The sequence below is a fragment of the Pseudomonas sp. MWU12-3103b genome, from assembly GCF_023100615.1.
In the GTDB taxonomy this organism is placed as follows: domain Bacteria; phylum Pseudomonadota; class Gammaproteobacteria; order Pseudomonadales; family Pseudomonadaceae; genus Aquipseudomonas; species Aquipseudomonas putida_A.
This window is the reverse complement of record NZ_JALMEY010000005.1, coordinates 267,995-294,299: the sequence shown is the minus strand read 5'-3', so window position 1 is coordinate 294,299 and position 26,305 is coordinate 267,995. Positions and strand designations below refer to the sequence as shown.

25 protein-coding genes are annotated in these 26,305 nt (G+C 60.6%); 20 read left to right on the top strand and 5 right to left on the bottom strand.

The annotated features are described in order from the left end of the window. Positions 1 to 193 precede the first annotated feature (193 nt). The 11 genes from M0808_RS11470 to M0808_RS11420 all read left to right on the top strand — a co-directional run bounded on the left by M0808_RS11470 (position 194) and on the right by M0808_RS11420 (position 14,353). Entirely contained in the window at positions 194 to 1,594 is a 1,401-nt protein-coding gene (locus M0808_RS11470; protein ID WP_007963895.1) for a polynucleotide adenylyltransferase PcnB, read from the top strand. Between the two features lie 3 nt (positions 1,595 to 1,597). Continuing rightward, a complete protein-coding gene (gene folK / locus M0808_RS11465; RefSeq protein ID WP_135296578.1) occupies positions 1,598 to 2,083 on the top strand; it encodes a 2-amino-4-hydroxy-6-hydroxymethyldihydropteridine diphosphokinase in 486 nt (161 codons plus the stop codon). A gap of 397 nt (positions 2,084 to 2,480) precedes the next feature. After that, complete coding sequence (gene panB, locus M0808_RS11460; RefSeq protein ID WP_247841133.1) at positions 2,481 to 3,281, top strand: 3-methyl-2-oxobutanoate hydroxymethyltransferase; 801 nt, start codon at positions 2,481 to 2,483, stop codon at positions 3,279 to 3,281. Beyond that, positions 3,278 to 4,138 carry a pantoate--beta-alanine ligase gene (panC, locus tag M0808_RS11455; protein ID WP_247841131.1) on the top strand — a complete coding sequence of 287 codons (861 nt, stop codon included), beginning with the start codon at positions 3,278 to 3,280 and terminating at the stop codon, positions 4,136 to 4,138. Before panB ends, panC begins: the two co-directional genes overlap by 4 nt. A 199-nt stretch (positions 4,139 to 4,337) precedes the next feature. After that, positions 4,338 to 4,718, top strand: a complete 381-nt coding sequence (gene panD, locus M0808_RS11450; RefSeq protein ID WP_003228271.1) for an aspartate 1-decarboxylase — start codon at positions 4,338 to 4,340, stop codon at positions 4,716 to 4,718. Positions 4,719 to 4,948: 230 nt separating this feature from the next. Then, positions 4,949 to 6,613: a glucose-6-phosphate isomerase gene (gene pgi / locus M0808_RS11445; protein ID WP_247841129.1), complete on the top strand. Its 1,665-nt coding sequence runs from the start codon at positions 4,949 to 4,951 to the stop codon at positions 6,611 to 6,613. Positions 6,614 to 6,826: 213 nt separating this feature from the next. Next, positions 6,827 to 8,764, top strand: a complete 1,938-nt coding sequence (gene acs, locus M0808_RS11440) for an acetate--CoA ligase (RefSeq protein ID WP_247841127.1) — start codon at positions 6,827 to 6,829, stop codon at positions 8,762 to 8,764. Positions 8,765 to 8,815: 51 nt separating this feature from the next. Beyond that, positions 8,816 to 9,688: an oxygenase MpaB family protein gene (locus M0808_RS11435; protein ID WP_247841125.1), complete on the top strand. Its 873-nt coding sequence runs from the start codon at positions 8,816 to 8,818 to the stop codon at positions 9,686 to 9,688. Between the two features lie 184 nt (positions 9,689 to 9,872). After that, positions 9,873 to 10,889 carry a class I SAM-dependent methyltransferase gene (locus M0808_RS11430; protein WP_247841123.1) on the top strand — a complete coding sequence of 339 codons (1,017 nt, stop codon included), beginning with the start codon at positions 9,873 to 9,875 and terminating at the stop codon, positions 10,887 to 10,889. 219 nt (positions 10,890 to 11,108) lie between these two features. After that, positions 11,109 to 14,057 carry a DUF748 domain-containing protein gene (locus M0808_RS11425; protein ID WP_247841122.1) on the top strand — a complete coding sequence of 983 codons (2,949 nt, stop codon included), beginning with the start codon at positions 11,109 to 11,111 and terminating at the stop codon, positions 14,055 to 14,057. Beyond that, on the top strand, positions 14,057 to 14,353 hold the full coding sequence (locus tag M0808_RS11420; protein WP_027614107.1) for a DUF2845 domain-containing protein: 297 nt from the start codon (positions 14,057 to 14,059) through the stop codon (positions 14,351 to 14,353). The genes M0808_RS11425 and M0808_RS11420 overlap by 1 nt, the downstream gene beginning before the upstream one ends. 270 nt (positions 14,354 to 14,623) lie before the next feature. Here M0808_RS11420 and M0808_RS11415 read toward each other — a convergent pair whose 3' ends face one another. Then, positions 14,624 to 14,980, bottom strand: a complete 357-nt coding sequence (locus tag M0808_RS11415; RefSeq protein ID WP_025108814.1) for a BON domain-containing protein — start codon at positions 14,978 to 14,980, stop codon at positions 14,624 to 14,626. Between the two features lie 299 nt (positions 14,981 to 15,279). Then, positions 15,280 to 15,720 (bottom strand): pilin, encoded by a 441-nt coding sequence (locus M0808_RS11410; RefSeq protein ID WP_098965660.1) that lies wholly within the window; start codon positions 15,718 to 15,720, stop codon positions 15,280 to 15,282. Between the two features lie 228 nt (positions 15,721 to 15,948). Here M0808_RS11410 and pilB point away from each other — a divergent pair, with 228 nt between their 5' ends. Genes pilB through yacG form a run of 5 tightly spaced genes read left to right on the top strand, consistent with a single transcriptional unit; the run spans position 15,949 to position 20,557 of the window. Beyond that, a complete protein-coding gene (gene pilB / locus M0808_RS11405; protein WP_098965662.1) occupies positions 15,949 to 17,649 on the top strand; it encodes a type IV-A pilus assembly ATPase PilB in 1,701 nt (566 codons plus the stop codon). Between the two features lie 2 nt (positions 17,650 to 17,651). Further along, positions 17,652 to 18,869, top strand: a complete 1,218-nt coding sequence (locus M0808_RS11400) for a type II secretion system F family protein (protein ID WP_247841120.1) — start codon at positions 17,652 to 17,654, stop codon at positions 18,867 to 18,869. A 1-nt stretch (position 18,870) separates the two neighbouring features. After that, positions 18,871 to 19,743 (top strand): A24 family peptidase, encoded by an 873-nt coding sequence (locus tag M0808_RS11395; RefSeq protein WP_098965665.1) that lies wholly within the window; start codon positions 18,871 to 18,873, stop codon positions 19,741 to 19,743. Next, on the top strand, positions 19,740 to 20,363 hold the full coding sequence (gene coaE, locus M0808_RS11390; RefSeq protein ID WP_247841118.1) for a dephospho-CoA kinase: 624 nt from the start codon (positions 19,740 to 19,742) through the stop codon (positions 20,361 to 20,363). The genes M0808_RS11395 and coaE overlap by 4 nt, the downstream gene beginning before the upstream one ends. Next, a complete protein-coding gene (yacG, locus tag M0808_RS11385; protein ID WP_003228296.1) occupies positions 20,360 to 20,557 on the top strand; it encodes a DNA gyrase inhibitor YacG in 198 nt (65 codons plus the stop codon). Before coaE ends, yacG begins: the two co-directional genes overlap by 4 nt. Before the next feature lie 6 nt (positions 20,558 to 20,563). On the opposite strand, the gene M0808_RS11380 is transcribed toward yacG, so the two are convergent. Next, positions 20,564 to 20,779, bottom strand: coding sequence for a hypothetical protein (locus M0808_RS11380; protein WP_003228298.1), 216 nt, complete (start codon positions 20,777 to 20,779; stop codon positions 20,564 to 20,566). A gap of 65 nt (positions 20,780 to 20,844) precedes the next feature. After that, positions 20,845 to 21,534 carry an energy-coupling factor ABC transporter permease gene (locus M0808_RS11375; protein ID WP_098965669.1) on the bottom strand — a complete coding sequence of 230 codons (690 nt, stop codon included), beginning with the start codon at positions 21,532 to 21,534 and terminating at the stop codon, positions 20,845 to 20,847. Positions 21,535 to 21,651: 117 nt separating this feature from the next. On the opposite strand from M0808_RS11375, the gene M0808_RS11370 reads away from it, so the two are divergent. The 4 genes from M0808_RS11370 to M0808_RS11355 all read left to right on the top strand — a co-directional run bounded on the left by M0808_RS11370 (position 21,652) and on the right by M0808_RS11355 (position 24,389). Further along, entirely contained in the window at positions 21,652 to 22,278 is a 627-nt protein-coding gene (locus M0808_RS11370) for a DUF1780 domain-containing protein (protein WP_003228301.1), read from the top strand. Further along, positions 22,275 to 22,802 carry an MOSC domain-containing protein gene (locus M0808_RS11365; RefSeq protein ID WP_202370522.1) on the top strand — a complete coding sequence of 176 codons (528 nt, stop codon included), beginning with the start codon at positions 22,275 to 22,277 and terminating at the stop codon, positions 22,800 to 22,802. The genes M0808_RS11370 and M0808_RS11365 overlap by 4 nt, the downstream gene beginning before the upstream one ends. A gap of 51 nt (positions 22,803 to 22,853) precedes the next feature. Continuing rightward, positions 22,854 to 23,027, top strand: coding sequence for a DUF3094 family protein (locus M0808_RS11360; protein ID WP_003228304.1), 174 nt, complete (start codon positions 22,854 to 22,856; stop codon positions 23,025 to 23,027). A gap of 63 nt (positions 23,028 to 23,090) precedes the next feature. Beyond that, a complete protein-coding gene (locus tag M0808_RS11355) occupies positions 23,091 to 24,389 on the top strand; it encodes an NAD(P)/FAD-dependent oxidoreductase (protein WP_047296626.1) in 1,299 nt (432 codons plus the stop codon). 141 nt (positions 24,390 to 24,530) lie between these two features. On the opposite strand, the gene M0808_RS11350 is transcribed toward M0808_RS11355, so the two are convergent. Beyond that, entirely contained in the window at positions 24,531 to 26,156 is a 1,626-nt protein-coding gene (locus M0808_RS11350; protein ID WP_247841116.1) for a methyl-accepting chemotaxis protein, read from the bottom strand. Positions 26,157 to 26,305: the final 149 nt, after the last annotated feature.

Below are 26,305 nucleotides of genomic sequence, written 5' to 3'. Positions count from 1 at the left end.
ACTTCTGGGGGAGCTTCGGCTCCCCTTGTAGTTTCTTCCCCCCCGCAAAAACCCGCCCCCAAAGCCTTTAGCCTGCGACTTACAGCGCAAATCCGCTGCGTCCTACACCATCCCCCGACTAAATGCTAGAATCTGCGCCCATCATGCGGTCATTCTTTGGTATGGCCGAACATTCCTTCAAACAGTGCATCCCATGCTGAAGAAGCTGTTCCAGTCATTCCGAACTCCCGTGCGTCGTACGCAACACATCCGCAGCACCCCTGAAGTGCTCAACAGCGGCCAACATTCGCTGCAGAAGGGGCAATTCAGCCGCTACGCGGTCAATATCGTCGAACGCTTGCAGGGCGCCGGCTACCAGGCCTATCTGGTCGGTGGTTGCGTGCGTGACATGCTGTTGGGCATCACGCCCAAGGACTTCGACGTCGCCACCAGCGCCACCCCCGAGCAAGTCCGTGCCGAATTCCGCAATGCGCGGATCATCGGTCGCCGCTTCAAACTGGTGCATATCCATTTCGGTCGCGAAATCATTGAAGTCGCGACCTTCCGCGCCAATCACCCGGTCAATGAAGACGACGAGGACAGCAACCAGTCTTCGCGCAACGAGAGCGGGCGGATTCTGCGTGACAACGTCTACGGCACCCTGGAAGAAGACGCGCAACGCCGCGACTTCACCATCAACGCCCTGTATTACGATCCGGTCAGCGAGCGCATTCTCGATTACGCCAACGGCGTACACGACATCCGCAATCACCTGATCCGCCTGATCGGCGATCCGAAGCAGCGTTACCAGGAAGACCCGGTGCGCATGCTGCGTGCCGTGCGTTTCGCCGCCAAGCTGAATTTCGGCATCGAAAAACACACCGTGCAGCCGATCCGCGAACTGGCGCCGATGCTGCGCGAGATCCCGTCGGCCCGCCTGTTCGAGGAAGTGCTCAAGCTGTTCCTCTCCGGCCATGGCGCGATCACGTTCGAGATGCTGGTCGATCTGCAACTGTTCGCCCCGCTGTTCCCGGCCAGTGCCGACGCACTGGAGCACAACCCGGAATACACCCACACGCTGATCAGCGAAGCGCTGACCAACACCGACCTGCGCATCAAGCAGAACAAACCGGTGACCCCGGCGTTCCTGTTTGCCGCCCTGCTCTGGCCTGCCCTGCCGGCCCGCGTGTTGCGTCTGCAAGAGCGTGGCATGCCGCCGATTCCGGCGATGCAGGAAGGTGCGCACGAGCTGATCGCCGAGCAGTGCCAGCGCATCGCCATTCCAAAGCGCTTCACCATGCCGATCCGCGAAATCTGGGACATGCAGGAACGCTTGCCACGCCGCAGCGGCAAACGCGCCGACCTGCTGCTGGACAATCCACGCTTCCGCGCCGGTTACGACTTCCTGCTGCTGCGTGAAAGCGCTGGCGAGCAGACCGATGGCCTGGGCGAATGGTGGACGGATTATCAGGACGCCAACGACAGCGAGCGTCGCGAGATGATTCGCGAACTCAGCGGCAAGGGTGATGACGCCAGCGGCGCGCCGCGCAAACGTCGCCGCAGCAGCGGTTCCAAGCGCAAGCGCGCCGGAGCTCCGAGCGCCTCGGGCGAATAAGGCATGGAACGCATCTATATCGGCCTGGGCAGCAACCTCGCTGACCCGGCCGAACAATTGCGCAGCGCGCTCAACGCGCTGGGGCAATTGCCGCAGACTTCCCTTGCTGGTGTTTCGGCGTTCTATCAGAGCGATTCACTGCTGCCAGGGCAACCGCGTTACACCAACGCGGTCGCCGCCCTCGACAGTGATCTCGCGCCGCTCGATCTGCTCGATGCGCTGCAAGCGATCGAAAACGATCAGGGTCGCGAGCGTCTGGAACGTTGGGGGCCGCGTACGCTGGATCTGGATATCCTGCTGTTCGGCGATCGGCTTATCGACGAGGCACGCCTGAAAGTCCCGCATTATCAGATTCAGGAACGGGCGTTCGTTCTGTATCCGCTGGCCGAACTGGCTCCCGAGGATCTGCGCCTGGCCGATGGCCGCGCGCTGTCCGATCTGCTCGCCGCCTGCCCGTTCGTAGGCTTGGAACGCCTCCCGACAGATTGATTACAATCCCCTGTGGGAGCGGGCTTGCTCGCGAAAGCGTCGAGTCAGTCACTCAATCAGTCAACAGACCCACCGCTTTCGCGAGCAAGCCCGCTCCCACATCGAGTATTCCAATTCTGATTTTTTGTCGGACAAAAAACCCGCCAATCAGCCCCGCCGCGCCGCTGAATCGCATCAGTAACGCCGGTAACACTCCCCTCGTAACAATGCGGTAACACACGCAATTGACTTCCGCTTGGCTCCTCACGACTATAGGCGTCCCGCTGCCGCCAACCCGGCACATACGGGCGCAATCCAGGCCTTATAAGCACGACAAAAGAGCGTGCGCCTGAGTAGACGAAGAATCACGCGCGTTACTCGCAGTAGTTTCCAGAGCGCCTGAACGAGGATTTTTTACATGCCAGCCATCACCCTGACCACGCTCCAGAGCCTCAAGCAGAAAGGTGAAAAGATCACCATGCTGACCTGCTATGACGCGACCTTCGCCCACGCCTGCAACGAGGCCGGTGTCGAAGTGCTGCTGGTGGGCGACTCCCTCGGCATGGTTCTGCAAGGGCACGACAGCACCTTGCCGGTGACCATCGCAGAAATGGCCTACCACACCGCGTGCGTCAAACGCGGCAACACCGACGCCCTGATCCTGGCCGACCTGCCGTTCATGGCCAACGCCACTATCGAACAAACCCTGACCAACAGCGCCACGCTGATGCAGGCCGGCGCGCACATGATCAAGGTCGAAGGCGCGCTGTGGCTGGCGGAGTCGATCCGCCTGCTGGCCGAACGCGGTGTGCCGGTCTGCGCGCACATGGGCCTGACCCCACAGGCCGTGAACATTCTTGGCGGCTATAAAGTGCAGGGCCGCAACGAGAACCAGGCGCGGCAGATGCGTGCCGACGCGATCTCGCTGGAACAGGCTGGCGCCGCCATGCTGCTGCTCGAATGCGTGCCGAGCGAACTGGCCGCCGAAATCAGCCAGGCCGTGAAGATTCCGGTCATCGGCATCGGCGCCGGTAGCGATACCGACGGCCAGGTACTGGTGCTGCACGACATGCTCGGCCTGTCGATCACCGGCCGCGTGCCGAAATTCGTGAAGAACTTCATGAACGGCCAAGACAGCATCCAGTCAGCATTGAAGGCTTATGTTAATGAAGTCAAAGCCGTCACGTTCCCTGGCATCGAACACGGATTCTCTGCATGAACACCGTTAAAACCGTACGCGAACTGCGCGCCGCCGTGGCGCGCGCCCGCAGTGAAGGCAAGCGCATCGGCTTCGTGCCGACCATGGGCAACCTGCACAGCGGCCATGTCGCGCTGATCACCAAAGCCTCCCAGCGCGTGGACTTCGTGGTCGCGAGCATTTTCGTCAACCCGCTGCAGTTCGGCGCCGGCGAAGACCTCGACAAGTACCCGCGCACCCTGGCGGCGGATCAGGAAAAGCTGCTGCAAGCCGGCTGCCACTTGCTGTTCGCCCCGACCGTCGAAGAGATGTATCCCGACGGCATGGCCGGGCAGACCCGGGTCAGCGTGCCGCAACTGTCCGAAGGCCTGTGCGGCGCTAGCCGTCCGGGGCACTTCGAGGGCGTGGCGACGGTGGTCAGCAAGCTGTTCAACATGGTTCAGCCGGATCTGGCGATCTTCGGCCAGAAAGACTTCCAGCAACTGGCGGTGATCCGCGCGCTGGTGCATGACCTGAACATGCCAATCCAGATCATCGGCGAACCCACCGTGCGTGCGGCCGACGGCCTGGCGCTGTCGTCGCGCAATGGCTTCCTCAACGAAGATCAACGCGCGGTGGCGCCAGTGGTCTACCGCACTCTGAGCGCGATTGCCGAGTCGATCAAACAAGGTGAGCGCGACTACCCGGCACTGATCGCCGCTCAGGTGCAACAGCTGGAAGCCGCCGGCCTGCGTCCGGATTACCTGGAAATCCGTCATGCCCTGACCCTGCGTCCGGCTACGGCTGAGGACCGCGATCTGGTGATTCTGGTGGCCGCGTTCCTCGGCACCACGCGGTTGATCGACAACCTGCACCTGAACCTCGATACCCCAGTCTAAAAAACACCGCAATACTCCTGTGGGAGCGGGCTTGCTCGCGAATGCGGTGCATCATTCAGCAGATAGGTTGACTGACACACCGCATTCGCGAGCAAGCCCGCTCCCACATTGGTTTCTGGTGTCCACACAGACCATATTGCCGCCCCCAAAGCCTTCGGGCACACTGCCCGCCGTTTGCTTCCAACCCGGGAAATCCCTCATGCACGCCATCATGCTCAAGGCCAAGCTGCACCGCGCCGAAGTCACTCATGCGGTACTCGATTACGAAGGTTCCTGCGCCATTGATGGCGAGTGGCTGGACTTGTCCGGCATCCGTGAGTACGAGCAGATCCAGATCTATAACGTCGACAATGGCGAGCGCTTCACCACCTACGCGATTCGTGGCGAAGAGGGTTCGCGGATGATTTCGGTGAACGGCGCAGCCGCGCATAAAGCCAAGGTCGGCGACCGCGTGATCATTTGCGCCTACGCCCATTACAGCGAAGCGGAACTGCTCAATTTCAAGCCGCGCATGCTGTACATGGCGCCGGGCAATGAGCTCAGCCACACCAGCAACGCCATTCCGGTTCAGGTGGCCTGAGCCGCTTCGAGGCGCCACTCCCCTTCCGTTGGTCGGCCCGTTCCCGGTATTGATGTTAAAAAAGTACAGGGAACAGGTCAGAAGAAGTCAAGACAGATCGCAGCGCGAGGTTTACTGTATTCGCCCTGCGTTGAAAAATCGTGTCGACGCATTTGACCCTCGCCCAAACATGGCGTATCGGTCTGTTCTGTGTTCAAAAGGCCGTTCAAGTAAAAAGGAAAACCGCAGCGATGGCGTACTACCGCACTCCTCATGACGTTACCGCTCTGCCTGCCTGGCAAGCGTTGAAAGATCACCGCCAAGCCATGCAGGATTTCAGCATGCGCGAAGCCTTCAACGCCGATCCGCAGCGCTTCAATCAATTCACGCTCAGCAGCTGCGGACTGTTTCTCGATTATTCGAAGAACCTGATCAACGCCGAGACCCGCAATCTGCTGGTGGGTCTGGCCAATGAAGTCGATCTGAAAGGCGCGATCAAAGCGCTGTTCGACGGCGAAATCGTCAACGCCTCCGAAGGCCGCCCGGCGCTGCACACCGCCCTGCGCCGTCCGGTCGGCGACAAGCTGTCGGTCAACGGCGTCAACGTGATGCCAGAAGTGCACAAGGTGCTGAACCAGATCACCGATCTGGTCGGCCGCATCCACGACGGTCTGTGGCGTGGTTACACCGAGAAGCCGATCACTGACGTGGTCAACATCGGCATCGGTGGTTCGTTCCTCGGCCCGGAGCTGGTCTCCGAAGCGCTGTTGTCCTACGCGCAGAAAGGCGTGCGTTGCCACTACCTGGCGAACATCGACGGCAGTGAGTTCCACGAACTGACGCAAAAGTTGCGCGCCGAAACCACACTGTTCATCGTTTCGTCGAAGTCTTTCAACACCCTCGAAACCCTGAAGAACGCTCAGGCCGCCCGCGCCTGGTATCTGGCTCAGGGTGGTTCGGAAGCCGAGCTGTATCGGCACTTCATCGCGGTGTCGAGCAACAACGCTGCGGCAGTCGCGTTCGGTATCCGTGAAGAAAACATCTTCCCGATGTGGGACTGGGTCGGCGGTCGTTACTCGCTGTGGTCGGCCATCGGTCTGCCGATTGCCCTGGCCATCGGCATGTCCAACTTCAAGGAACTGCTGTCCGGTGCCTACACCATGGACCAGCATTTCCAGAGCGCACCGTTCGAACAGAACATGCCGGTGCTGCTGGCCCTGCTCGGCGTCTGGTACGGCAACTTCTGGGGCGCGCAAAGCCACGCGATCCTGCCGTACGACCACTACCTGCGTAACATCACCAAGCACTTGCAACAGCTGGACATGGAATCCAACGGCAAGAGCGTGCGTCAGGACGGCACCTCGGTGTCGACCGATACCGGCCCGGTGATCTGGGGTGGCGTCGGCTGCAACGGTCAACATGCGTATCACCAGTTGCTGCACCAGGGCACCCAACCGATCCCGGCCGATTTCATCGTGCCGATCGTCAGCTTCAACCCGGTCTCCGATCACCATCAGTGGCTGTACGCCAACTGCCTGTCGCAGAGCCAGGCGCTGATGCTCGGCAAGACCCTGCCGGAAGCCGAGGCCGAACTGCGCGAAAAAGGCATGAGCGAAGAGCAGGTGCACAAACTCGCACCGCACAAGGTGATCCCGGGCAACCGCCCGAGCAATACCATTGTGGTCGAGCGCATCAGCCCGCGTCGTCTGGGTGCGCTGGTCGCCATGTACGAGCACAAAGTGTTCGTGCAGAGCGTGGTCTGGGGCATCAACGCCTTCGACCAGTGGGGCGTGGAACTGGGCAAGGAATTGGGCAAAGGCGTTTACAACCGTCTGGTCGGCAGCGATGAAACCAGCGCTGACGATGCTTCTACCCAAGGCCTGATCAACTACTTCCGCGGTCGTCACCGCGGGTGATTTGAAAGCGCCTCCTTATCCCTGTGGGAGGGGGCTTGCTCCCGAATGCGGTGTGTCATTCAGCAGAAATGTTGACTGAAACACCGCATTCGGGAGCAAGCCCCCTCCCACAGTTGTTTAAGGTCCATTCAAAATCAGATTCCGAATCTGGCTTGAACCTGTCGGCTGCTCGGCGCATCTTTATTCTTCGCACAACAAGAATAAGGAACCGTCATGTTCGATATCAGCACGTTCCCCAAAGCCGATGCCGTCCGCCGGGCTGCGCAGTTGAGTCAGGACGACTATAAGCGTCTGTACCGCGAATCCATTGAACACCCCAGCGCCTTCTGGGCCGAACAGGCCACGCGCTTCCTTGACTGGAGCACACCGTGGCAGACCGTTCAGCGTTACGACCTGAAAACCGGTGAAGCGTCCTGGTTTGCCGGCGGCCAACTGAACGTCAGTTACAACTGCATCGACCGCCACCTCGCCCAGCGCGGCGAGCAGACTGCGATCCTCTGGGAAGGTGACGACCCGGCCGAATCGGCGCAGATCACCTACAAAAAACTCCACCATCATGTCTGCCGCCTGGCCAATGTGCTGAAAAGCCGTGGGGTGAAAAAAGGTGATCGGGTGTGCATCTACATGCCGATGATTCCCGAGGCGGCGTACGCCATGCTCGCCTGCGCGCGGATCGGCGCGATTCACTCGGTAGTGTTCGGTGGCTTCTCCCCGGACTCCTTGCGTGACCGCATCCTCGATGCCGACTGCCGCACCGTGATCACCGCCGATGAAGGCGTACGCGGCGGCAAGTTCGTCCCGCTCAAGCACAACGTCGACAAGGCCCTGCAAAGTTGCCCGGACGTCAGCACCGTCGTCGTAGTCGAACGCAGCCAAGGCAAAGTCGATTGGGTCGAAGGCCGTGACCTCTGGTATCACCAGGCCGTGCGTGACGTCAGCGATGACTGCCCGCCGGAGCCAATGGATGCCGAGGATCCGCTGTTCATCCTTTACACCTCCGGCAGCACCGGCAAACCCAAGGGCGTGCTGCACACCACTGGCGGCTACCTGCTGCAAGCGGCGATGACCTTCAAATACGTGCTCGATTACCGCGATGGCGAAGTGTTCTGGTGCACCGCCGACGTCGGCTGGGTGACCGGCCACAGCTACATCGTCTACGGCCCGCTGGCCAACGGCGCGACCACGCTGATCTTCGAAGGCGTGCCAAGTTATCCGAGCACCGCGCGCTTTTGGCAGGTGATCGACAAACACAAAGTGAACATCTTCTACACCGCACCGACCGCCCTGCGTGCGCTGATGCGCGAAGGTGCCGGGCCGCTGCAGGAAACGTCGCGCCAAAGCCTCAGATTGCTCGGCAGCGTCGGTGAGCCGATCAACCCGGAAGCGTGGGAATGGTACTTCAACGTGGTCGGCGAGCAGCGCTGCCCGATTGTCGATACCTGGTGGCAGACCGAAACCGGCGGCATCATGCTCAGCCCGCTGGTCAGTGCGCAACGAATCAAGCCGGGTTGCGCCACGCAGCCGATGTTCGGTGTGCAACCAGTGCTGCTCGACGAGCACGGCAAGGAAATCAAAGGCGCCGGCAGCGGCGTGCTGGCGATCAAGTCGAGTTGGCCGGCGCAGATCCGCAGCGTCTACGGCGACCCGCAACGGATGGTCGACACCTATTTCAAACCCTACCCCGGCTATTACTTCACTGGCGACGGCGCACGCCGTGACGAGGACGGCGACTACTGGATCACCGGACGTATCGATGACGTGATCAACGTCTCCGGCCACCGCATCGGCACCGCCGAAGTGGAAAGCGCGCTGGTGCTGCACGACAGCATTGCCGAGGCCGCCGTAGTCGGTTACCCGCACGACGTCAAAGGCCAGGGCATCTACGCCTTCGTCACCCCCATGAACGGCGTCGAACCGAGCGATGAGCTGAAGAAAGAATTGCTCGCCCACGTCAGCAAGGAAATCGGCAGTTTCGCCAAGCCGGACCTGATCCAGTGGGCGCCGGCCTTGCCGAAAACCCGCTCAGGCAAGATCATGCGGCGGATCCTGCGCAAGATTGCCTGCAACGAACTCGATAGCCTCGGCGACACTTCGACCCTGGCCGATCCGAGCGTAGTACAAGGCTTGATCGACAAACGCCTGAATCAGTAACGTCTGCGGCGCGGTCAACCGGCCGCGCCCGTCCACCCGCAATGAGTTGTCATGGAATTCATCCGCAGCCGTATCGAACAGCAACTCATGAGCCTGACCGGGCTGTCGCTCGGTCAGCTTGACCTGGAAAATCCCAAGGGCGATCCCGGGCTGTTCGGCCCGGACTCGATCAGTTGGCAAGTGCACGGCGATTTCAGCAGCATGCTGATCGGCGGTATCAGCGCGCTGTTGCTGCAAGCCTTGCATCCGCTGGCGCTGGCCGGGGTCTGGGATCATTCGAACTTTCGTCAGGACATGCTTGGACGCCTGCGCCGCACCAGCCAGTTTGTTTCCGGCACCACCTTCGGCTCGCGCCGCGACGCCGAATGGCTGATCGACAAAGTGCGCACCATTCACCTGCAAGTGGTCGGCACTGCACCGGATGGCCGGCCCTACGCGGCCAGCGATCCGGACCTGCTGACCTGGGTGCATGTGGCCGAAGTCAGCAACTTCCTCGCCGCGCATTTGCGTTACCGCAATCCGCAATTGTCGGCGGCGGATCAGGATCGTTACTACGCTGAAATCGCCGTGGTCGCCGAGCGCCTGGGTGCGCGGCATGTGCCGAAATCGCGGCAGGCCGTGGCTGACTATCTGCAAGGCATGCGCCCGCAACTGCTCTGTGATGAGCGCAGCCGCGAAGTCCTGCGCCTGCTGCTCGATGCCCCGGCCCCGAGCGTGCTGGCCCGACCGTTTGGCGACTTGATGATGAAGGCCGGCATCGATCTGTTGCCGGACTGGGCCAGCGCCATGTTCGGCATACGGCAGAACCCGCTGCAACGCCAGTTGATCCGAGCCAGCGTGAAGCGCAGTGCGCCGATGCTGCGCTGGGCGATGCGCAACGGTTCGGTGCAGCGGGCCAAACGCCGAATGGGACTGCTCACCTGATTTATACACAGAACCTGTGGCGAGGGAGCTTGCTCCCGCTGGGTTGCGCAGCGACCCTCGGAATGTTGCGAGCGCTTCGCACTCGAGCGGGAGCAAGCTCCCTCGCCACAGATCTGCGCAATGTCTCAGGGCTTCGGTAACTGCTAAACTCCCGCGCCTCAATTCTCACCAGCAAGGCGCACGCATGTCTTCCTTGAATCAGGCGCTGCGCGCCGCCCTCGATAAACGCCAGGATCTGCTCGCTGAGCTGCACAGCCAGGGCACCGATTGCTATCGGCTGTTCCACGGCAGCCAGGAAGGCGCCGGTGGCCTGACCGTCGACCGCTACGGTCCGCAATTGCTGGTGCAAAGTTTTCACCAGACCCTGGAGCGTGACGACCTGCTGCAACTGCACGCCATGGTCAATCAGACCCTGGGGTTTGACACCCTGCTGGTCTACAACGACCGCTCCCGGGGCAACTCGCGCATCGATCGCGAAGACAGCGTCTACAAAGCCGACGCCGCCGCACTGGCGGATCTGGTCGGCCACGAATGGGGCCTGAACTATCGCGTGCGCGGGCGGCATGCCGGGCAGGATCCGCTGCTGTTTCTCGACCTGCGCAACACTCGCGGCTGGGTCAAGGATCACGCCAAGGGCAAAAGCGTGCTCAACCTGTTTGCCTACACCTGTGGCGTCGGCCTGAGTGCCGCTGCCGGTGGCGCGCGCGAGGTGTGTAACCTCGACTTCGCCGAAGGCAATCTGGCAGTCGGCCGAGAAAACGGCCTGCTCAACCCGCAATTGCCCGAGATGCAATTCATCCAGTCCGATTACTTCCCGGCGATCCGTCAGCTCGCCGGCCTGCCGATCAGCCAGCGGCGCGGGCAGAAACTGCCGAGCTATCAGCGCCTCGACCAGCGTCAATACGATCTGGTGCTGCTCGATCCACCGGCCTGGGCCAAGAGTGCGTTCGGCACCGTCGACCTGTTGCGCGACTATCAGAGCCTGTTCAAGCCAGCGCTGCTGACCACCGCTGACAACGGCGTGCTGATCTGCTGCAACAACCTGGCGAAGGTCAGCATGGACGACTGGCGCGAACAGGTCCTGCGCTGCGCCGAGAAAGCCGGGCGACCGGTCCGCGAATGGAGCGTGATGACTCCGGGCGCGGATTTCCCGTCGCTGGACCAACAGCCACCGCTGAAAACCCTGATCCTGCAGTTGTAACCCCCCCCTGCGGGACTGGCAACCATCCAATGTGGGAGCGAGCTTGCTCGCGAAGGCGGCGCGTCAGTCAGCATATTTCTCGACTGATCCGCCGCTTTCGCGAGCAAGCTCGCTCCCACAGTGTCTTGGTCCTACAGAACAATCTGAACAATCCTGCCCCCCACGATGTACTTCGGAACCAGAATCGCGTGCCATACTCCAAGGCACTCCGATTCAGAGATGACGCCGCACATGCCCAAAGGATTGATTCGCGCGATTGGCGCCTTGTTGACTGCTCTGGCGCTCTACAGCCTGCTGGGGTTTCTGATTTTGCCGGGCATTGCCCTGCGCATCGCCAACCAGCAACTGGCCAACTACGCCACGGTGCCTGCGCATATCCAGCGCATCGAACTCAATCCGTTCAGCCTTGAAGTCACCCTGTGGGGCTTGGTCGTCGGTGAGCCGGGCAAGGAGCAGGTCGGCTTCGAGCGGCTGTATGCCAACCTGCAACTCGACAGCCTGTGGACCAAAGCCCTGCATCTGGCCGATATCGAGCTGGACAAGCCCAAGACCGAAATCCTCTTCGCCAAGGACGGCCAGCTCAATCTGCTGGGCCTGTTCAAAATTCCCGCCAGCGAACCGACCCCGGCCGATCCGAATGCCAAGCCGTTCCCGCTGCGCATCGATCGCATCCAGCTGGCCGGTGGCAATGTACATTTCCAGGACGCCCGTCCGAGTGAACCGATCGAGTTCATCTACGACAAGCTCGACTTCGAGCTGAAAAACCTCAGCACTCTGCCCGACGACAACGCCGACATGACACTGGTCGCCGCCGGCCCGGCCGGTGGGCAGATCGACTGGAAGGGCAACTTCAGCCTGATCCCGTTCACCTCCGAAGGCACACTGAAAGTCACCGACGGCAAGATGAAGTCATTCTGGCCCTACGTGCGTGACGCGCTGCCGCTGGTACTCGAAGACGGCGTGCTGAATCTCAGCACCGAGTACAAACTGAATCTGTCGAAAGAAACCGAACTGCTGTTGAACAACGTCGCGGTGAGCATTGCGCCATTCGCGATCAAGGCGCCGGACGGACGCCCATTGGCGAAACTTGAACGCCTCGACGTCAGCGAAACCTCGCTGGACCTGGCCAAACAGCAAGTAGTGGTCGGCAAGATCCGCAGCAACAAACTGGAAACCTGGGCTGCGCTCGAAGCCGACGGCCAGCTCGACTGGCAGAAACTGTTCGCCAGCCAGCCATCGAAACCTGCCGCCAAGGCCGCCGCCGAACCCAAGACCACTCCGGCCGCCGCCGACTCGCCGAAAGAACCGGTCGCGCCGAGCAAGCCCTGGCAAGTGCTGCTCAAAGACGTCCAGCTACGCAACTACACCGTGCATCTCGCCGACCGTTCGGCCAACCCGCCGGTGGCGCTGGATGTGACGCCGCTGAACATTGATCTGCAGGATTTCGACAGCCTCAACGGTTCGCCCTTCAAGGTCAGGCTCGACAGCGGCCTGGGCAAGCAAGGCAAGATCAACGCCGACGGGGTGGTCAACCTCGCGCCGGTCACCGCCCAGCTCAATGTGAAAACCCAGGACATCGACCTGCGCGTTGCACAGTCCTACATCAATCCGTTCATTCGCCTGGAACTGCGCAGCGGCATGCTTGGCAGCGACCTCAAGGTCAACCTCAAGAGCACCGCCCCGCTGGCACTCGGCGTGACCGGGCGTGCGCAGATCGATCAATTGCACACCCTCGACACCCTGAAAACCCGCGACTTCCTCAAGTGGCAGCAAGTGGTGGTTGAAGGCATCAACTATCAACACGGTGACAGCCTGTCGATCGACAAGGTCAACCTGTTCCAGCCGTACGCGCGGTTCATGATCAACGACGACCGCACCACCAACATCGACGATCTGCTGATCCCGCAGCCCGCCGACAATGGTGCGAAAACCGCAGCGGCGAAACCGGCCAGTAAAGACAAACCACTGGGCATTCACATCGGCGCGATTGCGATCAACGACGGGTCGGCCAACTTCGCCGACTTCAGCCTGACGCCGAATTTCGCTACGGCGGTCCAACAGCTCAACGGCCAGATCGGCACCATCGACAGTCGTCAGGCGAAACCGGCCAGCGTCGACATCAAGGGCAAGGTCGACCGCTATGCCCCGGTGACCATCAAAGGCGCGGTCAATCCATTCGACCCGATGGCCAGCCTCGACATCGCCACCAGTTTCAAACGCGTCGAGCTGACTACCCTGACCCCGTATTCCGGCAAGTTCGCCGGTTACCGCATCCGCAAGGGCCGGCTCAACCTCGACCTGCATTACCTGATCACCAAGGGCCAGTTGAAGGCTGAAAACAAAGTGGTGGTCGAGCAGTTGCAACTCGGCGAGAAAGTCGACAGCCCGGATGCCGTGAGCCTGCCGCTGAAACTGGCGATTGCCCTGCTCAAGGACGTAGACGGCAAGATCTCCATCGAACTGCCAGTGACCGGCGACCTGAACAACCCGCAGTTCAGCGTGATGCCGATTGTCTGGCAGACCCTGCGCAACCTGATCGTCAAGGCCGCCGCCGCACCGTTCAAGATGATTGGCGGGCTGATCAACGGTGGCGGCTCCGAAGACCTCGGTACCGTGTCCTTTGCTGCGGGCTCAAGCGATTTGAGCAAGGATGCCGAAGCAGCGCTGGATAAACTGTCCCAAGCCCTCAAGGAACGTCCGGCCCTGCGCCTGGAAATCGAAGGCACCGCCGCGCAGAGCAGCGACGGTCCGTTGATCGCCGAGCAGCGTCTGGAACGTGAATACCAGTACAACTACTACAAAATGCTCCAGCGTCGTGGCGACAAGGTCCCGGCTCAGGCTTCCCTGCTGCAAGTGCCGGACAGCGAGAAAGGCCCGCTGCTCGAAGGCATCTACCGTACCCGTCTGAAAACCCAGCCACCGGCCGAATGGAAGGATCTGGGCAAAGAAGAACGCACGGCGAAAATGCGTGATGGTGTGATCAAGTTCTGGAGTTCCAGCGATGTACTGCTGCGGCAGCTGGGTCAGGAACGCGCCAGCAGCATCAAGGACTATCTGGTCGACAAAGGTCAACTGGCCGATGATCGGGTGTACTTCATCGATGCCAATCTGGGCGAAGCCGAGAGCGATGGCCGAGTGGTGACGCAAATGCACCTGGACGCCGAATGATGAACCACAAGTGGCTGCTTGCGCTGATGCTGGTGCTCGCCGCCAGCCCGGCTCTGGCCTCTGACACGCTGCGTTGTGGCAGCCAGTTGGTCAGTCTCGGCGACCGCGCCAGCGAAGTGCTGCAGAAGTGTGGCGAACCGGTCAGCCGCGATGTCCTTGGCTACAAGCGCAGCGCCAACCGCCGCGAAGAATTTCAGGTCGAGGAATGGACCTACGGCCCGAGCAACGGCATGTACCAGTACCTGCGCTTTGAAGGCAATCGCCTGCGGCAGATCAACAGCAAGCGCGGTAACTGAACCAAAACCTATATCCCTGTGGGAGCGGGCTTGCTCGCGAATACGGTGGGTCAGTTAATGAATATGCCTGCTGACACACCGCATTCGCGAGCAAGCCCGCTCCCACATTTCGTTTTCTATCACCTGAAAATAGAACAGGCCCCGACACAAGTGCCGGGGCCCGTAATGGTCACGTCCGTGTGACCGTTCGCATGAACTCTAAAGTTGCGGCAGACGTATTGCTCGGCCCGTCTGTCGCGCCTTCTCCCGGTCCAGGCGAGAAGTCATGCCTTACTCGGCTTTCAGGCCGTCAGCGGAGACCGCTTTGACGCCTTTGATTTTCTTGGCGATAGCCACGGCGGTGGTTTTCTGAGCCTCGGTCACTGCAACAGTGGAGGACAGGGATACAACGCCTTTGTTGGTTTCAACTTTGATATCGGTACCTGGGATGCCTTTTTCGGTTACCAGGTCGCTTTTGACTTTGGTAGTGATCCAGGTATCGGAAGTAGCTTCTTTAGCCTTGGTCATTTCACCAGCAGCCAGAGTCATTGGAGCCTGAGTAGCCTGGGTGGATTGTGCAAAGGCACCGGAAGCCATGGTCAGGGTCAGCGCGGTAGCAGCAGCGGCAGTGATAGCGAACTTCTTCATACGAGTAACTCCTGTTTTTCTGGAAAGTCTGCTGGTTGTCTTGTCAGCAGGGTTACTGGGTATATTGCGAAGGCTGTGCCAACTTTTCGAAAGACAATAAATCCTTTTAAATCAATGATTTACGAATTAAGCAAATTTTCGGAATCATGCAATTTGCATGACAAGTGCATTATCGACATGCAAGTTGCGGCTTTTCGGAAAGTTCCTAACACGCTGAAATTCTTGAAGCTTTTTTCCAGCGTCAAAAGACAAAAAAATGCCCCGCAAAGCGGGGCATCCGGTGACGCTTGTCGAGTCAATCAGGCACCGCTGCCAGGGCAACCCTTAGGCGCGTAGTCGGCGTTCACCGTCGAAGCGCAGCTCCAGACACCCGCCGCCGAGCCGGTCCCCGAAGAACGAGTCAGCGTGATGGTTTTGCCCAGCACTGGAGCCGGGGCGTTGGCCAAGGTGCAGACGATGGTCCCCGCGCCAGTCGACGCCGTGCCGGACGCGGTCACGGTGCCGCAATTGGTGGTAGTAAACGACGCGCTACCTGCCACCAGCGTCAGCGTCGGGTCCGTACCTTGATTAATGGTGTCCTCGAAAGGCACTTTTAGCGCGCTGATTTCCGCCAGCCCGGCAGTGACTTTCGAGCGTGCCTGATACTTGGTGTATTGCGGCAGGGCAATCGTCGCCAAAATCCCGATGATCGCCACCACGATCAGCAGCTCGATCAGAGTGAAACCCTTTTGGTTGTTCATAGACAGGCTCTCCATGCATGAGTCGGAATCTCATGATCTGCAAAGGGCTCAGCATAGGCCGTGCCAACCGCTTGCAGACCCCATGCGCTCGGCATAAAGGCGCCGTGTCGCGCTTTCCTACAACCTGCAACCGCACTATCTGACACTTTTTGTCACCTGTACCGGGCGTGTTTGGCGCTGTCACTTGACTAGGCTATAAGTCATGAACTGTCAGCATCCGGAATCCCCATGAATGACATCGCTCTGAGCGGTCTGGCCAAGCAATTGGTGCAGGCCGAACTGCTTACGGAAAAAAGCGCCCAGCAGGCCTGGCAACAGGCGCAGCGCAATCGGCTGTCGCTGGTCAGCTACCTGGTGCAGAACAAACTGGTGAAGAGCTCACAGGTGGCCGAGATCGCTTCCGAGCATTTCGGTATGGCCTTCATGGACCTCAATTGCCTGGACAAGGAAACCCAGCCCAAAGGCCTGGTCAGTGAAAAACTGGTGCGCCAGCATCACGCCCTGCCCTTGTGGCGCCGTGGCAACAAGCTGTTCGTGGGCATTTCCGACCCGAGCAATCATCAGGCGATCAATGACATTCAGTTCAGCACCGGGCTGAGCACCGAAGCCATTCTGGTGGAGGACGACAAGCTCACCGAGGCCATCGAGAAATTCTTCGACACCCACGCCAGCGGCCTCGAAGAAATGGCCGACGTCGATCTCGACGGCGTGGATGTCGAGTCCGTCGACGACAGCCGCCAGGACGCCATCGGCGGACTCGACGCCGATGACGCGCCGGTCGTGCGTTTCGTGCACAAGATGCTGCTCGACGCGATCAAGAGTGGCTCCTCTGACCTGCACTTCGAACCTTACGAAAAGACCTTCCGGGTGCGGGTGCGCACCGATGGCATCCTGCGCGAGGTGGCCAAACCGCCGATCCAGTTGGCCGGGCGAATCGCCGCACGCCTGAAAGTCATGGCCAGCCTGGATATCTCGGAACGGCGCAAACCCCAGGACGGGCGGATCAAGATGCGCCTGTCGAAGACCAAGTCCATCGACTTCCGGGTCAACACTTTACCGACCCTATGGGGCGAAAAAGTGGTGATCCGGATTCTCGACCCGTCCAGCGCGCAGATCGGCATCGATGCATTGGGTTACGAACCGGCGCAGAAAGACCTGTACATGGCCGCGCTCAAGCAGCCCCAAGGGATGATTCTGGTAACCGGACCTACCGGGTCGGGGAAAACCGTATCGCTGTACACCGGCCTCAATATCCTCAACACCGTCGACATCAACATTTCCACCGCCGAAGACCCGGTGGAAATCAACATGGAAGGCATCAACCAGGTCAACGTCAATCCGAAACAGGGGCTGGATTTTGCTCAGGCCCTGCGTTCGTTTCTGCGGCAGGATCCGGACGTGATCATGGTCGGGGAAATCCGCGACCTGGAAACCGCCGAAATCGCGATCAAGGCCGCGCAGACCGGCCACCTGGTGCTGTCCACGCTGCACACCAACAGCGCCGCCGAAACCCTGACCCGTCTGCACAACATGGGCATTCCCGGGTTCAACATCGCCACCTCGGTCAGCCTGATCATCGCCCAGCGCCTGGCGCGCAAGCTGTGCAGCCACTGCAAGAAACCGATCGAGATCCCCCGCGAAACACTGATCAAGGAAGGTTTCCCGCCGGAACAGATCGGCAGTTTCACGATCTATGAGCCGGTCGGTTGCGACCTCTGCAACGGCGGCTACAAGGGACGCGTGGGGATTTACGAAGTGGTGAAAAACACTCCTGACCTGCAACGGCTGATCATGGCCGAAGGCAATTCGCTGGAAATCGACAGCCAGATGCGTCGCGACGGCTTCGACGACCTGCGCACCTCCGGCCTGCACAAGGCCATGCAAGGCATCACCAGCCTGGAAGAAATCAACCGGGTCACCAAGGACTGAACATGGCGGTCAAGGCAGCGAAAATCAGCATCTACGCCTGGGAAGGCACGGATCGCAAAGGCAGCAAAGTCACGGGCGAGTTGAGCGGGCAGAACCCCGCGCTGATCAAGGCCCAACTGCGCAAGCAAGGAATCAATCCGGGCAAGGTACGCAAGAAATCCACCTCCCTGCTCAGCCTCGGCAAACGCATCAAGGCCCAGGACATCGCCCTGTTCACCCGGCAGATGGCAACCATGATGAAGGCCGGCGTACCGCTGTTGCAGTCGTTCGACATCATTGGCGAAGGCTTCGACAACCCGGCGATGCGCAAACTGGTAGACGAGGTGAAGCAGGAAGTGGCCGCCGGCAACAGCTTCGCCGCCGCACTGCGCAAGAAACCGCAGTATTTCGATGAGCTGTATTGCAACCTGGTGGATGCCGGCGAGCAATCCGGCGCCCTCGATACGTTGCTTGAGCGGGTCGCGACCTATAAGGAAAAAAGCGAAGCGCTCAAGGCCAAGATCAAGAAAGCCCTGACCTACCCCAGCGCCGTGGTACTGGTCGCGATGGTGGTCACGGGGATTTTGCTGGTGAAAGTGGTGCCGCAATTCCAGGCGGTATTCTCCGGTTTCGGTGCTGAACTGCCGGCCTTTACCCTGATGGTGATCAGCATTTCGGAGTTCATGCAGCAATGGTGGTGGATAGTGCTCGGCGCCCTGATTGCGGCGGTGTTCGGCATCCGTCATGCGCTGAAGAAATCCCAGGCCTTGCGCGACCGCAAAGACACCTGGCTGCTGAAGCTGCCGCTGGTGGGCACGCTGATGTACAAATCGGCGGTGGCGCGATTCGCCCGCACCCTGTCGACTACCTTTGCCGCTGGCGTACCGCTGGTGGAGGCACTGGATTCGGTGGCGGGTGCCACCGGTAACGTGGTGTTCAAACGCGCGGTGCTGCGCATCCGTCAGGACGTCGCCACCGGCATGCAGCTGAATTTCTCGATGCGCAGCACCGGCGTCTTCCCCAACATGGCGGTGCAGATGACCGCCATCGGTGAGGAATCGGGCGCGCTGGATGACATGCTCGACAAGGTCGCCGGTTTTTATGAAGAGGAAGTGGATAACATGGTCGACAACCTCACCAGCCTGATGGAGCCGTTCGTCATGGTGGTGCTCGGGGTCATCGTCGGCGGGCTGGTCGTGGCCATGTACCTGCCGATCTTCCAGCTTGGCTCAGCGATCTGACATGCCTATCGACGAACTCTTCAGTCTGTATCCGCTGGCCTTTGTGTGCACCGCCCTGCTGCTGGGTCTGGTGGTCGGCAGTTTTCTCAATGTACTGGTCTGGCGCCTGCCGAAAATGCTCGAGCGCGATTGGCGCCAGCAGGCGCAGGATGTCCTCGGTCTGCCAAGCGAAACACCACTGCCGACCTACAACCTGATGCTGCCGCACTCCCAGTGCCCGCACTGCGGCCACCGGATTCGGGCGTGGGAGAACATTCCACTGCTCAGCTACCTGGTGCTGCGCGGACGCTGTTCGGCGTGTGCCGCGCCCATCAGCAAACGTTATCCCCTGACCGAACTGGCCTGCGGCCTGCTTTCGGCATTCGTCGCCTGGCATTTGGGTTTCGGCTGGCCCGCCGGTCTGTTGATCGTCCTTACCTGGGGGCTGCTGGCGATGAGCCTGATCGACACCGAACATCAGCTGCTGCCCGATGTGCTGGTGTTGCCGTTGTTGTGGCTGGGGCTGATCGTCAACAGCTTCGGGCTGTTTGTCTCGCTGCACGCGGCGCTGTGGGGCGCGGTGGCCGGTTACATGGCGCTGTGGTCGGTGTTCTGGCTGTTCAAGCTGCTGACCGGCAAGGACGGCATCGGCCACGGCGATTTCAAGCTGCTGGCGCTGCTCGGGGCCTGGGGTGGCTGGCAGATTCTGCCGCTGACGATCCTGCTGTCATCGCTGGTGGGGGCGATTGTCGGGGTGATTCTGTTGCGTCTGCGCGAGCAGAAAACCTCGACGCCGATGCCCTTCGGCCCGTATCTGGCAATTGCCGGCTGGATTGCCTTGCTCTGGGGTGGTCAAATAACCGACTTCTATTGGCAGTTTGTCGGTTTGAAATGAATACCCCTGTGGAAAAACCCTGGATTCTCGGCCTGACCGGCGGCATCGGCAGCGGTAAAAGCGCCGCGGCCCAGCACTTCATCGATCTCGGAATCCATGTGGTCGACGCTGACCATGCGGCGCGCTGGGTGGTCGAGCCGGGGCGCCCGGCTCTGGCGAAGATTGCTGAACACTTCGGTTCCGGTGTCCTGCAAGCCGATGGCACGCTGGACCGTGCGGCCCTGCGCAAGTTGATCTTTGAAGTGCCTGAAGAACGCCGCTGGCTCGAAGCCCTGCTGCATCCGTTGATCGCCGAGGAAATCGCGCACCATCTGGGGCTGGCAACATCGCCTTACGCGATTCTGGTTTCACCGTTGCTGATCGAATCCGGGCAGTACGCGATGACTCAAAGAATTCTGGTGATCGATGCCCCGCAACAACTGCAGATCGAACGCACCTTGCAGCGTGACCAGACCAGCGAACAGCAGGTCCAGGCGATCCTCAAGGCCCAGTCCAGCCGTGAAGACCGCGTGAGCCGTGCCGATGATGTGGTCGTCAACGACCGCGACCTCGCCTCGTTGCACAGCGAAGTCGAGCGCCTGCATCACTTTTACCTGACTTTATCCGGAGGCCAGTCATGAGCCCTACAACCGTCGAATGCCCAACCTGCGGCGCCCCCGTGGAATTTACCCCCGAGAACAAATTCCGCCCGTTCTGCTCCGATCGCTGCAAGCTGATCGACCTCGGCGCCTGGGCGTCCGAAGAGCACAAGATTCCGGTCGCCCCGGATGCCGAAGACGAAATGTTCTCCGGCGATTTCGACCCGCGTCACTGATCGCGATCAAGGCCGCATGAAGCCGTAGTCCTGATCGTCGTCGAGGTTTTCCGCGAGAAAGCGCAACTCGTCGGCCAGGTCTTCGGCGTTGCGCACCGTCTTGCTCTGCTGCACCACCGCGCTGAGCAAGGCGCGCAGACTCAGGCCCGGATCGAAGCCCACCTCCAGCGCCATGTCCAGACTCTGCCGCGTCTCCTGCCTCGCCCACTCGTAAACACTCATGCCGCTGCTCCTGAAGGAATTTGGCCGAGCATGAAATGCCGCGTGGATGACGGATTTGATGTGGATCAAGACTTGGGATCGTCGTCATTCCAGGGCGCCGAAAGGTAGCGGGTGCGGTTGAAGGTTTCCAGCCACTCGGGGCTGAACACCACCAGCGCGCTGATCACCATGCCGTTGATGAACGCTTCGGGAAAGATCAGCAGCCACAGGTAGCCGATGAAGTCTTCCAGCCATTCCGGCATGGCGAACAGACCGTCGTACCAGAGCAGGCCCAGACTCAGCGTCAGACACAGCAATGCGGACAACGCCGCCGCAAAGAACCCGGAACAGAAGATGTACACAAACGGATTTCGCGGCTGGGCACGCTCGACGAGGATCGCCACGCACTCGGTGATCAACACCGGCAACAGGATCAGCAACGTACCGTTGACCCCGACCGCCGCCAGATCCTGACGTCCGAGCAACACCAGCCCGAGCTGCGCCACCAGCCCGCCGATGATTGCCAGCGGCCAGTCAAGCAGTAGCGTCACGGCGGTCATGCCAATGAAGTGATAAGAAACCCCGGTGTCGAAATCCCTGCGTACCATCCACAGCAGAAACAACGCGAACACGGTGCCGAACAGCAGATGCTGGCGGCGACTGTCAGTGAACAACTCGACCCACGGCGCACGACAGATCGCCCACAACAGCACCGGCAGGTAAATCAGCCAGCCGAGTGTCAGGCTCGTCGAGGACAGCAGTTCTGCACCGATCATGAATCCCTTACCTTCTCCATGGGTTTGATTCCTTCATCGGAGTCTACACCGCCCTCTTCCGGGCATCAGCCGATGCAAAGCTTTCTGCTTGTCGCATTTGAACGCTAAGCTTGGCCTATGGATGACTCAGATTACTTACGCCTGCTGACCATTGCGGCCGAGCAAGCCAACGCGTTCCTGTCCAATGCCCGCAAATGGGAGCGTGAGCGTTGGGTCTGCCAGCGCCTGCTGCAAGGCTTGAACATTCCCTACCGTGCCGATGAGTTCGCCCCCGCCGGCGAGCCGCCGGACGTGCTGTTTCGCGATGCCAATTTCGAAGTGTTCTTCGTTCTCGATGAAGGGCGCCGGCTCAACGACGAATGGCGCGATGAACTGCAACGCCGCCGCAGTGCGTTTTCCCTCAGCCAGTTGGTGCGTCGTGAAGCCAAGCCACGGCGGATCCCGGCCAATGAATTCTTACTGCGACTGGCGCCGACCTTGCGCAAAAAAGCGCACAACTACAAGGAACGCGGCATGGATCTGGGCGAACTGGACATCATCGCCTTCGCCAGCCTCAAGCGCGAGGTGCTGGACCTCAACAGCCATTTTCCACCGCCGACCGAGTATCTGCGTCAGGGTTGGCGCTCGCTGTCGCTGGTCGGCCCGACCTTCGCCCGGGTGCTGTTCGCCCATCCCGATGCGCCGGACTTTCTGCGCAGCAACCTCGGTCGCAGTATCGTCTTCGATGTCGGGATCAGCCTGTGACGCCGCTGCAGCAGTTGATTGCCGACGTCCCGCAGACTGGCCGCGTACGCTGGATCGGCGTGCGCCCCGAGTCTCGCGGCCCGATGATCGAGCTAGACGCGGTCGAGGCACGGCTCGAAGCCGGATTGACCGGTGACCACGCCCGCCCCGGCGTGCGCAATGCGCGGCAAGTGACGTTGATTCAGTTCGAACACTTGGCCGTGATCAGCGCGCTCATGGGCCGACCTGAAGATCAACCCGTGCGGGCTGAAGACCTGCGGCGCAATCTGGTGATCAGCGGTATCAATCTGTTTAGTCTCAAGGGTCGGCGCTTTCGCATCGGTCAGGCAATATTCGAGACCACCGGTTGGTGCCAGCCCTGCGCGCGCCTGCAAAACAACCTCGGTCCCGGCACCTTTCAAGCGGTGCGCGGGCATGGCGGAATTACCGCGCGGGTGTTACAAAGCGGGATCATTCGCCTCGACGACGGTGTGTCTGTCGAACCGGTTCCGGACAGCGGCTATGCTGCGTTCAACCCCGGTTGAAAACCGCTGTAGCTTCTGCACATTCAGCAACGTCTACCTGACGAGGCCTTTATGACCAGCCGCCTGAACCCCGAAGACCAAAAGCATGTCGAAGAGTACCTGCAACTGTCCCAACACCGTGTCGAGCGCCGGCCTTTTCGGCCGTGGATGCTCCTGGTGCTGGTGCTGGCAGTGACCATTGGTCTGGGCCTGCTGAGCCGACTTATCAGTTACCTGACGCTATGAGCAGCATTGCGCTCGCGAAGGTGATTGCACCGATTTCCTTTAAAAACCTTGCGAGTGATCCCTATGTCCCATCGTATTGTTATTGTCGGCGGCGGCGCCGGCGGTCTGGAGTTGGCTACCCGTCTGGGTAAGACTCTGGGCAAGCGCGGCACGGCCAGTGTGATGCTGGTCGACGCGAACCTGACGCACATCTGGAAGCCCCTGCTGCACGAAGTGGCCGCCGGATCGCTGAACTCTTCCGAGGATGAACTCAATTATGTTGCCCAGGCGAAATGGAACCACTTCGAGTTCCAGCTCGGGCGCATGAGCGGGCTCGATCGCGCGCAGAAGAAAATCCAGCTGGCCGCCACCTACGACGAGAACGGCGTGGAACTGGTACCGGCGCGTGAAGTGCCTTACGACTCGCTGGTGATCAGCGTCGGCAGCACCACCAACGATTTCGGCACCCAGGGCGCGGCGCAGCACTGCCTGTTCCTCGACACCCGCAAACAGGCCGAGCGTTTCCACCAGCAGTTGCTCAACCACTATCTGCGCGCGCACGCCGGACAGACCGATGTGGTCGAGCAGATCAGCGTGGCCATCGTCGGTGCCGGCGCCACGGGTGTCGAGCTGGCGGCAGAACTGCACAACGCGGCGCATGAACTGGCGGCTTATGGTCTGGACCGGATCAAACCGGAGAACATGCACATCACCCTGATCGAAGCCGGCCCGCGAGTGCTGCCAGCCCTGCCGGAACGCATCAGCGGCCCGGTGCACAAGACCCTGGAGAAACTCGGGGTCAATGTCATGACCAATGCGGCGGTCAGCGAAGTGACCGCCGACAGCCTGATCACCGCCGATGGCAACGTGATCAAGGCCAGCCTGAAAGTCTGGGCCGCCGGGATTCGCGCACCGGGTTTCCTCAAAGATATCGACGGTCTGGAAACCAACCGCATCAATCAGCTGCAAGTGCTGCCGACGTTGCAGACCACCCGCGACGAAAACATTTTCGCCTTCGGTGACTGCGCCGCCTGCCCGCAGCCGGGTTCGGATCGCAACGTGCCGCCGCGTGCGCAAGCCGCGCACCAACAGGCGTCGTTGCTGGCCAAGTCGCTGAAGCTGCGTATCGAAGGCAAAACCCTGCCGGAGTACAAGTACACCGACTACGGCTCGCTGATTTCGCTGTCGCGTTTTTCGGCTGTGGGTAACTTGATGGGTAACCTGACCGGCAGTGTGATGCTGGAGGGCTGGCTGGCGCGGATGTTTTACGTGTCGCTGTACCGCATGCACCAGATGGCGCTGTACGGACCGTTCCGCACGGCGATGCTGATGCTGGGCAGCAAGATCGGCCGCGGCACCGAGCCACGCTTGAAGCTGCATTGATCTAAAACTGTGGGAGCGGGCTTGCTCGCGAAGAGGTTGTGTCATTCAACATTCATGTCGACTGATACACCGCTTTCGCGAGCAAGCCCGCTCCCACACTGTTTTGCGCAGCTCAAAAATCCAGCAATCGATCTCTGCACATCAGAGCTGGAAGCGCCGTACCATGCCTTGCAGCGCGTTGGCCAGTTGCGACAGTTGGTGACTCGACGCGCTGGTCTGATCGGCTCCCGCTGCCGAACGGACTGACAGGTCGCGAATATTCACCAGATTACGATCCACTTCCCGCGCGACTTGCGCCTGCTCTTCGGCGGCACTGGCGATCACCAGATTGCGCTCATGAATCTCATGCACTGACGCGGTGATGGTTTCCAGCGCCTCCCCGGCGCGCTCGGCCAACGCCAGCGTGGTCGTGGCCCGTGCAGCGCTGGCCTGCATCGAATCCAGCGCCAGGCTTGAACCGGTGCGCATGCCCTGCACCATCTGCTCGATCTCCTGCGTCGATTGCTGAGTGCGATAGGCCAGCGCCCGCACCTCATCGGCAACCACCGCAAAACCGCGTCCGCTCTCCCCTGCGCGGGCCGCCTCGATGGCAGCGTTGAGCGCAAGCAGATTAGTCTGCTCGGCAATCGCACGGATCACATCCAGCACTTTGCCGATGTCTTGCGACTGGTTGGCCAGCGATTGCACCAATTCGCCGGTGTGCTGCACATCGCTGGCCAGCGCATTGATCGCCGATGCGGTGTCACTGACCCGCGCCTGCCCCAGTTGCGCCGACTCACTGGATTGGCGGGTGGCATCGGACGTCGACACCGCATTGCGCGCGACTTCTTCAACGGCCGTGGTCATTTCATTGACCGCCGTGGCGGCCTGTTCGATTTCGTTGTTCTGCTGCTGCAGGCCTTGTGTGCTGTCGAGCGTCACCGCGTTGAGCTCATCGGCAGCGGTGGCCAATTGCGTGGCCGAACCGCTGATGCCTTGCAGCGTTTCCCGCAGGTTCTGCTGCATGGTTGCCAGCGCCTTGAGCAAACGGCTGACTTCATCGTTACCGTGGGTTTCGATCGGTCGGGTCAGGTCGCCTTGGGCCACACTTTCGGCAGCGCTGACGGCCGTGCTCAACGGACGAATGATGCTGCGGGTGAGCAACATGGCCAGCGCCACCGTGGCCAGCGCCGCCAGCGCGATGAACAGACTGACGATGGTGCGTGAGGTCTGATAGTGGTCAGCGGATTTCTGGCTCTCCGCAGCAACCTGTTTGGCGAACAGATCCGCCAGGTCATTGAGCTGCTTGCCGGAGCCGTCGACCACGGTCTTCATATCAACCAGCAACAATTTGGTCAGTTCATCACGCTGGCCTTGATCGGCCAGGGTGAAGGATTGCGCGATGCCGGTGCGATATGCGGCAAAGGTTTTTTTGAACTGGTCATAGAGCTGCTGGCCTTCCGCCGTGGTGACCAGTTTGTCGTAGGCGGCGATCTTCTCGCTCAGCTCCTTGTCGCGGGTATCCATCTGGCTGCGGTAAGTCGCGACGTTCTTCGGATCCTGATCAAGCGCCATGCGCAGGGAAATCGTGCGGATCCGCAACATCAGCTCGCGAATCTCGTCACCGCCGCGAATGCTCGGCAACCACTGGCTCTCGACCGCGACCTCACTGTCACGGATGCTCGACATCTGCCCCAAGGCGAATACGCCGAGCAACGCCACCAGGACCGCGATCAGGGCGAAACCCAGTGCGGCACGTGGAGCAATATTCAACTGACGAAGCAACATGACGAACGCCCTTATTCTTGTATTGGCCAGATTGAAGGGGCGAACAGCGGCAGTCCCCTCTCGTTAGCGGGCTATCGGCAAGTTGTACGATGACTTGAAGGGAATTGTCTTTCGCGAGGACAAAAAAAATCCCCGTATCTTTCGATACG

Excerpts from the sequence above, each read along its gene's own strand:
- M0808_RS11355 (WP_047296626.1), top strand. The coding sequence starts at position 23,091 with ATGTCCCATCGTATTGTTATTGTCGGCGGCGGCGCCGGCGGTCTGGAG.
- M0808_RS11435 (WP_247841125.1), top strand. The coding sequence starts at position 8,816 with ATGGAATTCATCCGCAGCCGTATCGAACAGCAACTCATGAGCCTGACC.
- coaE (WP_247841118.1), top strand. The coding sequence starts at position 19,740 with ATGAATACCCCTGTGGAAAAACCCTGGATTCTCGGCCTGACCGGCGGC.
- acs (WP_247841127.1), top strand. The coding sequence starts at position 6,827 with ATGTTCGATATCAGCACGTTCCCCAAAGCCGATGCCGTCCGCCGGGCT.
- pilB (WP_098965662.1), top strand. The coding sequence starts at position 15,949 with ATGAATGACATCGCTCTGAGCGGTCTGGCCAAGCAATTGGTGCAGGCC.
- M0808_RS11400 (WP_247841120.1), top strand. The coding sequence starts at position 17,652 with ATGGCGGTCAAGGCAGCGAAAATCAGCATCTACGCCTGGGAAGGCACG.
- panB (WP_247841133.1), top strand. The coding sequence starts at position 2,481 with ATGCCAGCCATCACCCTGACCACGCTCCAGAGCCTCAAGCAGAAAGGT.
- M0808_RS11350 (WP_247841116.1), bottom strand. The coding sequence starts at position 26,156 with ATGTTGCTTCGTCAGTTGAATATTGCTCCACGTGCCGCACTGGGTTTC.
- M0808_RS11470 (WP_007963895.1), top strand. The coding sequence starts at position 194 with ATGCTGAAGAAGCTGTTCCAGTCATTCCGAACTCCCGTGCGTCGTACG.
- pgi (WP_247841129.1), top strand. The coding sequence starts at position 4,949 with ATGGCGTACTACCGCACTCCTCATGACGTTACCGCTCTGCCTGCCTGG.
- yacG (WP_003228296.1), top strand. The coding sequence starts at position 20,360 with ATGAGCCCTACAACCGTCGAATGCCCAACCTGCGGCGCCCCCGTGGAA.
- M0808_RS11415 (WP_025108814.1), bottom strand. The coding sequence starts at position 14,980 with ATGAAGAAGTTCGCTATCACTGCCGCTGCTGCTACCGCGCTGACCCTG.
- M0808_RS11380 (WP_003228298.1), bottom strand. The coding sequence starts at position 20,779 with ATGAGTGTTTACGAGTGGGCGAGGCAGGAGACGCGGCAGAGTCTGGAC.
- M0808_RS11370 (WP_003228301.1), top strand. The coding sequence starts at position 21,652 with ATGGATGACTCAGATTACTTACGCCTGCTGACCATTGCGGCCGAGCAA.
- M0808_RS11430 (WP_247841123.1), top strand. The coding sequence starts at position 9,873 with ATGTCTTCCTTGAATCAGGCGCTGCGCGCCGCCCTCGATAAACGCCAG.
- M0808_RS11375 (WP_098965669.1), bottom strand. The coding sequence starts at position 21,534 with ATGATCGGTGCAGAACTGCTGTCCTCGACGAGCCTGACACTCGGCTGG.
- M0808_RS11395 (WP_098965665.1), top strand. The coding sequence starts at position 18,871 with ATGCCTATCGACGAACTCTTCAGTCTGTATCCGCTGGCCTTTGTGTGC.
- M0808_RS11410 (WP_098965660.1), bottom strand. The coding sequence starts at position 15,720 with ATGAACAACCAAAAGGGTTTCACTCTGATCGAGCTGCTGATCGTGGTG.
- M0808_RS11420 (WP_027614107.1), top strand. The coding sequence starts at position 14,057 with ATGAACCACAAGTGGCTGCTTGCGCTGATGCTGGTGCTCGCCGCCAGC.
- M0808_RS11360 (WP_003228304.1), top strand. The coding sequence starts at position 22,854 with ATGACCAGCCGCCTGAACCCCGAAGACCAAAAGCATGTCGAAGAGTAC.
- M0808_RS11425 (WP_247841122.1), top strand. The coding sequence starts at position 11,109 with ATGACGCCGCACATGCCCAAAGGATTGATTCGCGCGATTGGCGCCTTG.
- panD (WP_003228271.1), top strand. The coding sequence starts at position 4,338 with ATGCACGCCATCATGCTCAAGGCCAAGCTGCACCGCGCCGAAGTCACT.
- folK (WP_135296578.1), top strand. The coding sequence starts at position 1,598 with ATGGAACGCATCTATATCGGCCTGGGCAGCAACCTCGCTGACCCGGCC.
- panC (WP_247841131.1), top strand. The coding sequence starts at position 3,278 with ATGAACACCGTTAAAACCGTACGCGAACTGCGCGCCGCCGTGGCGCGC.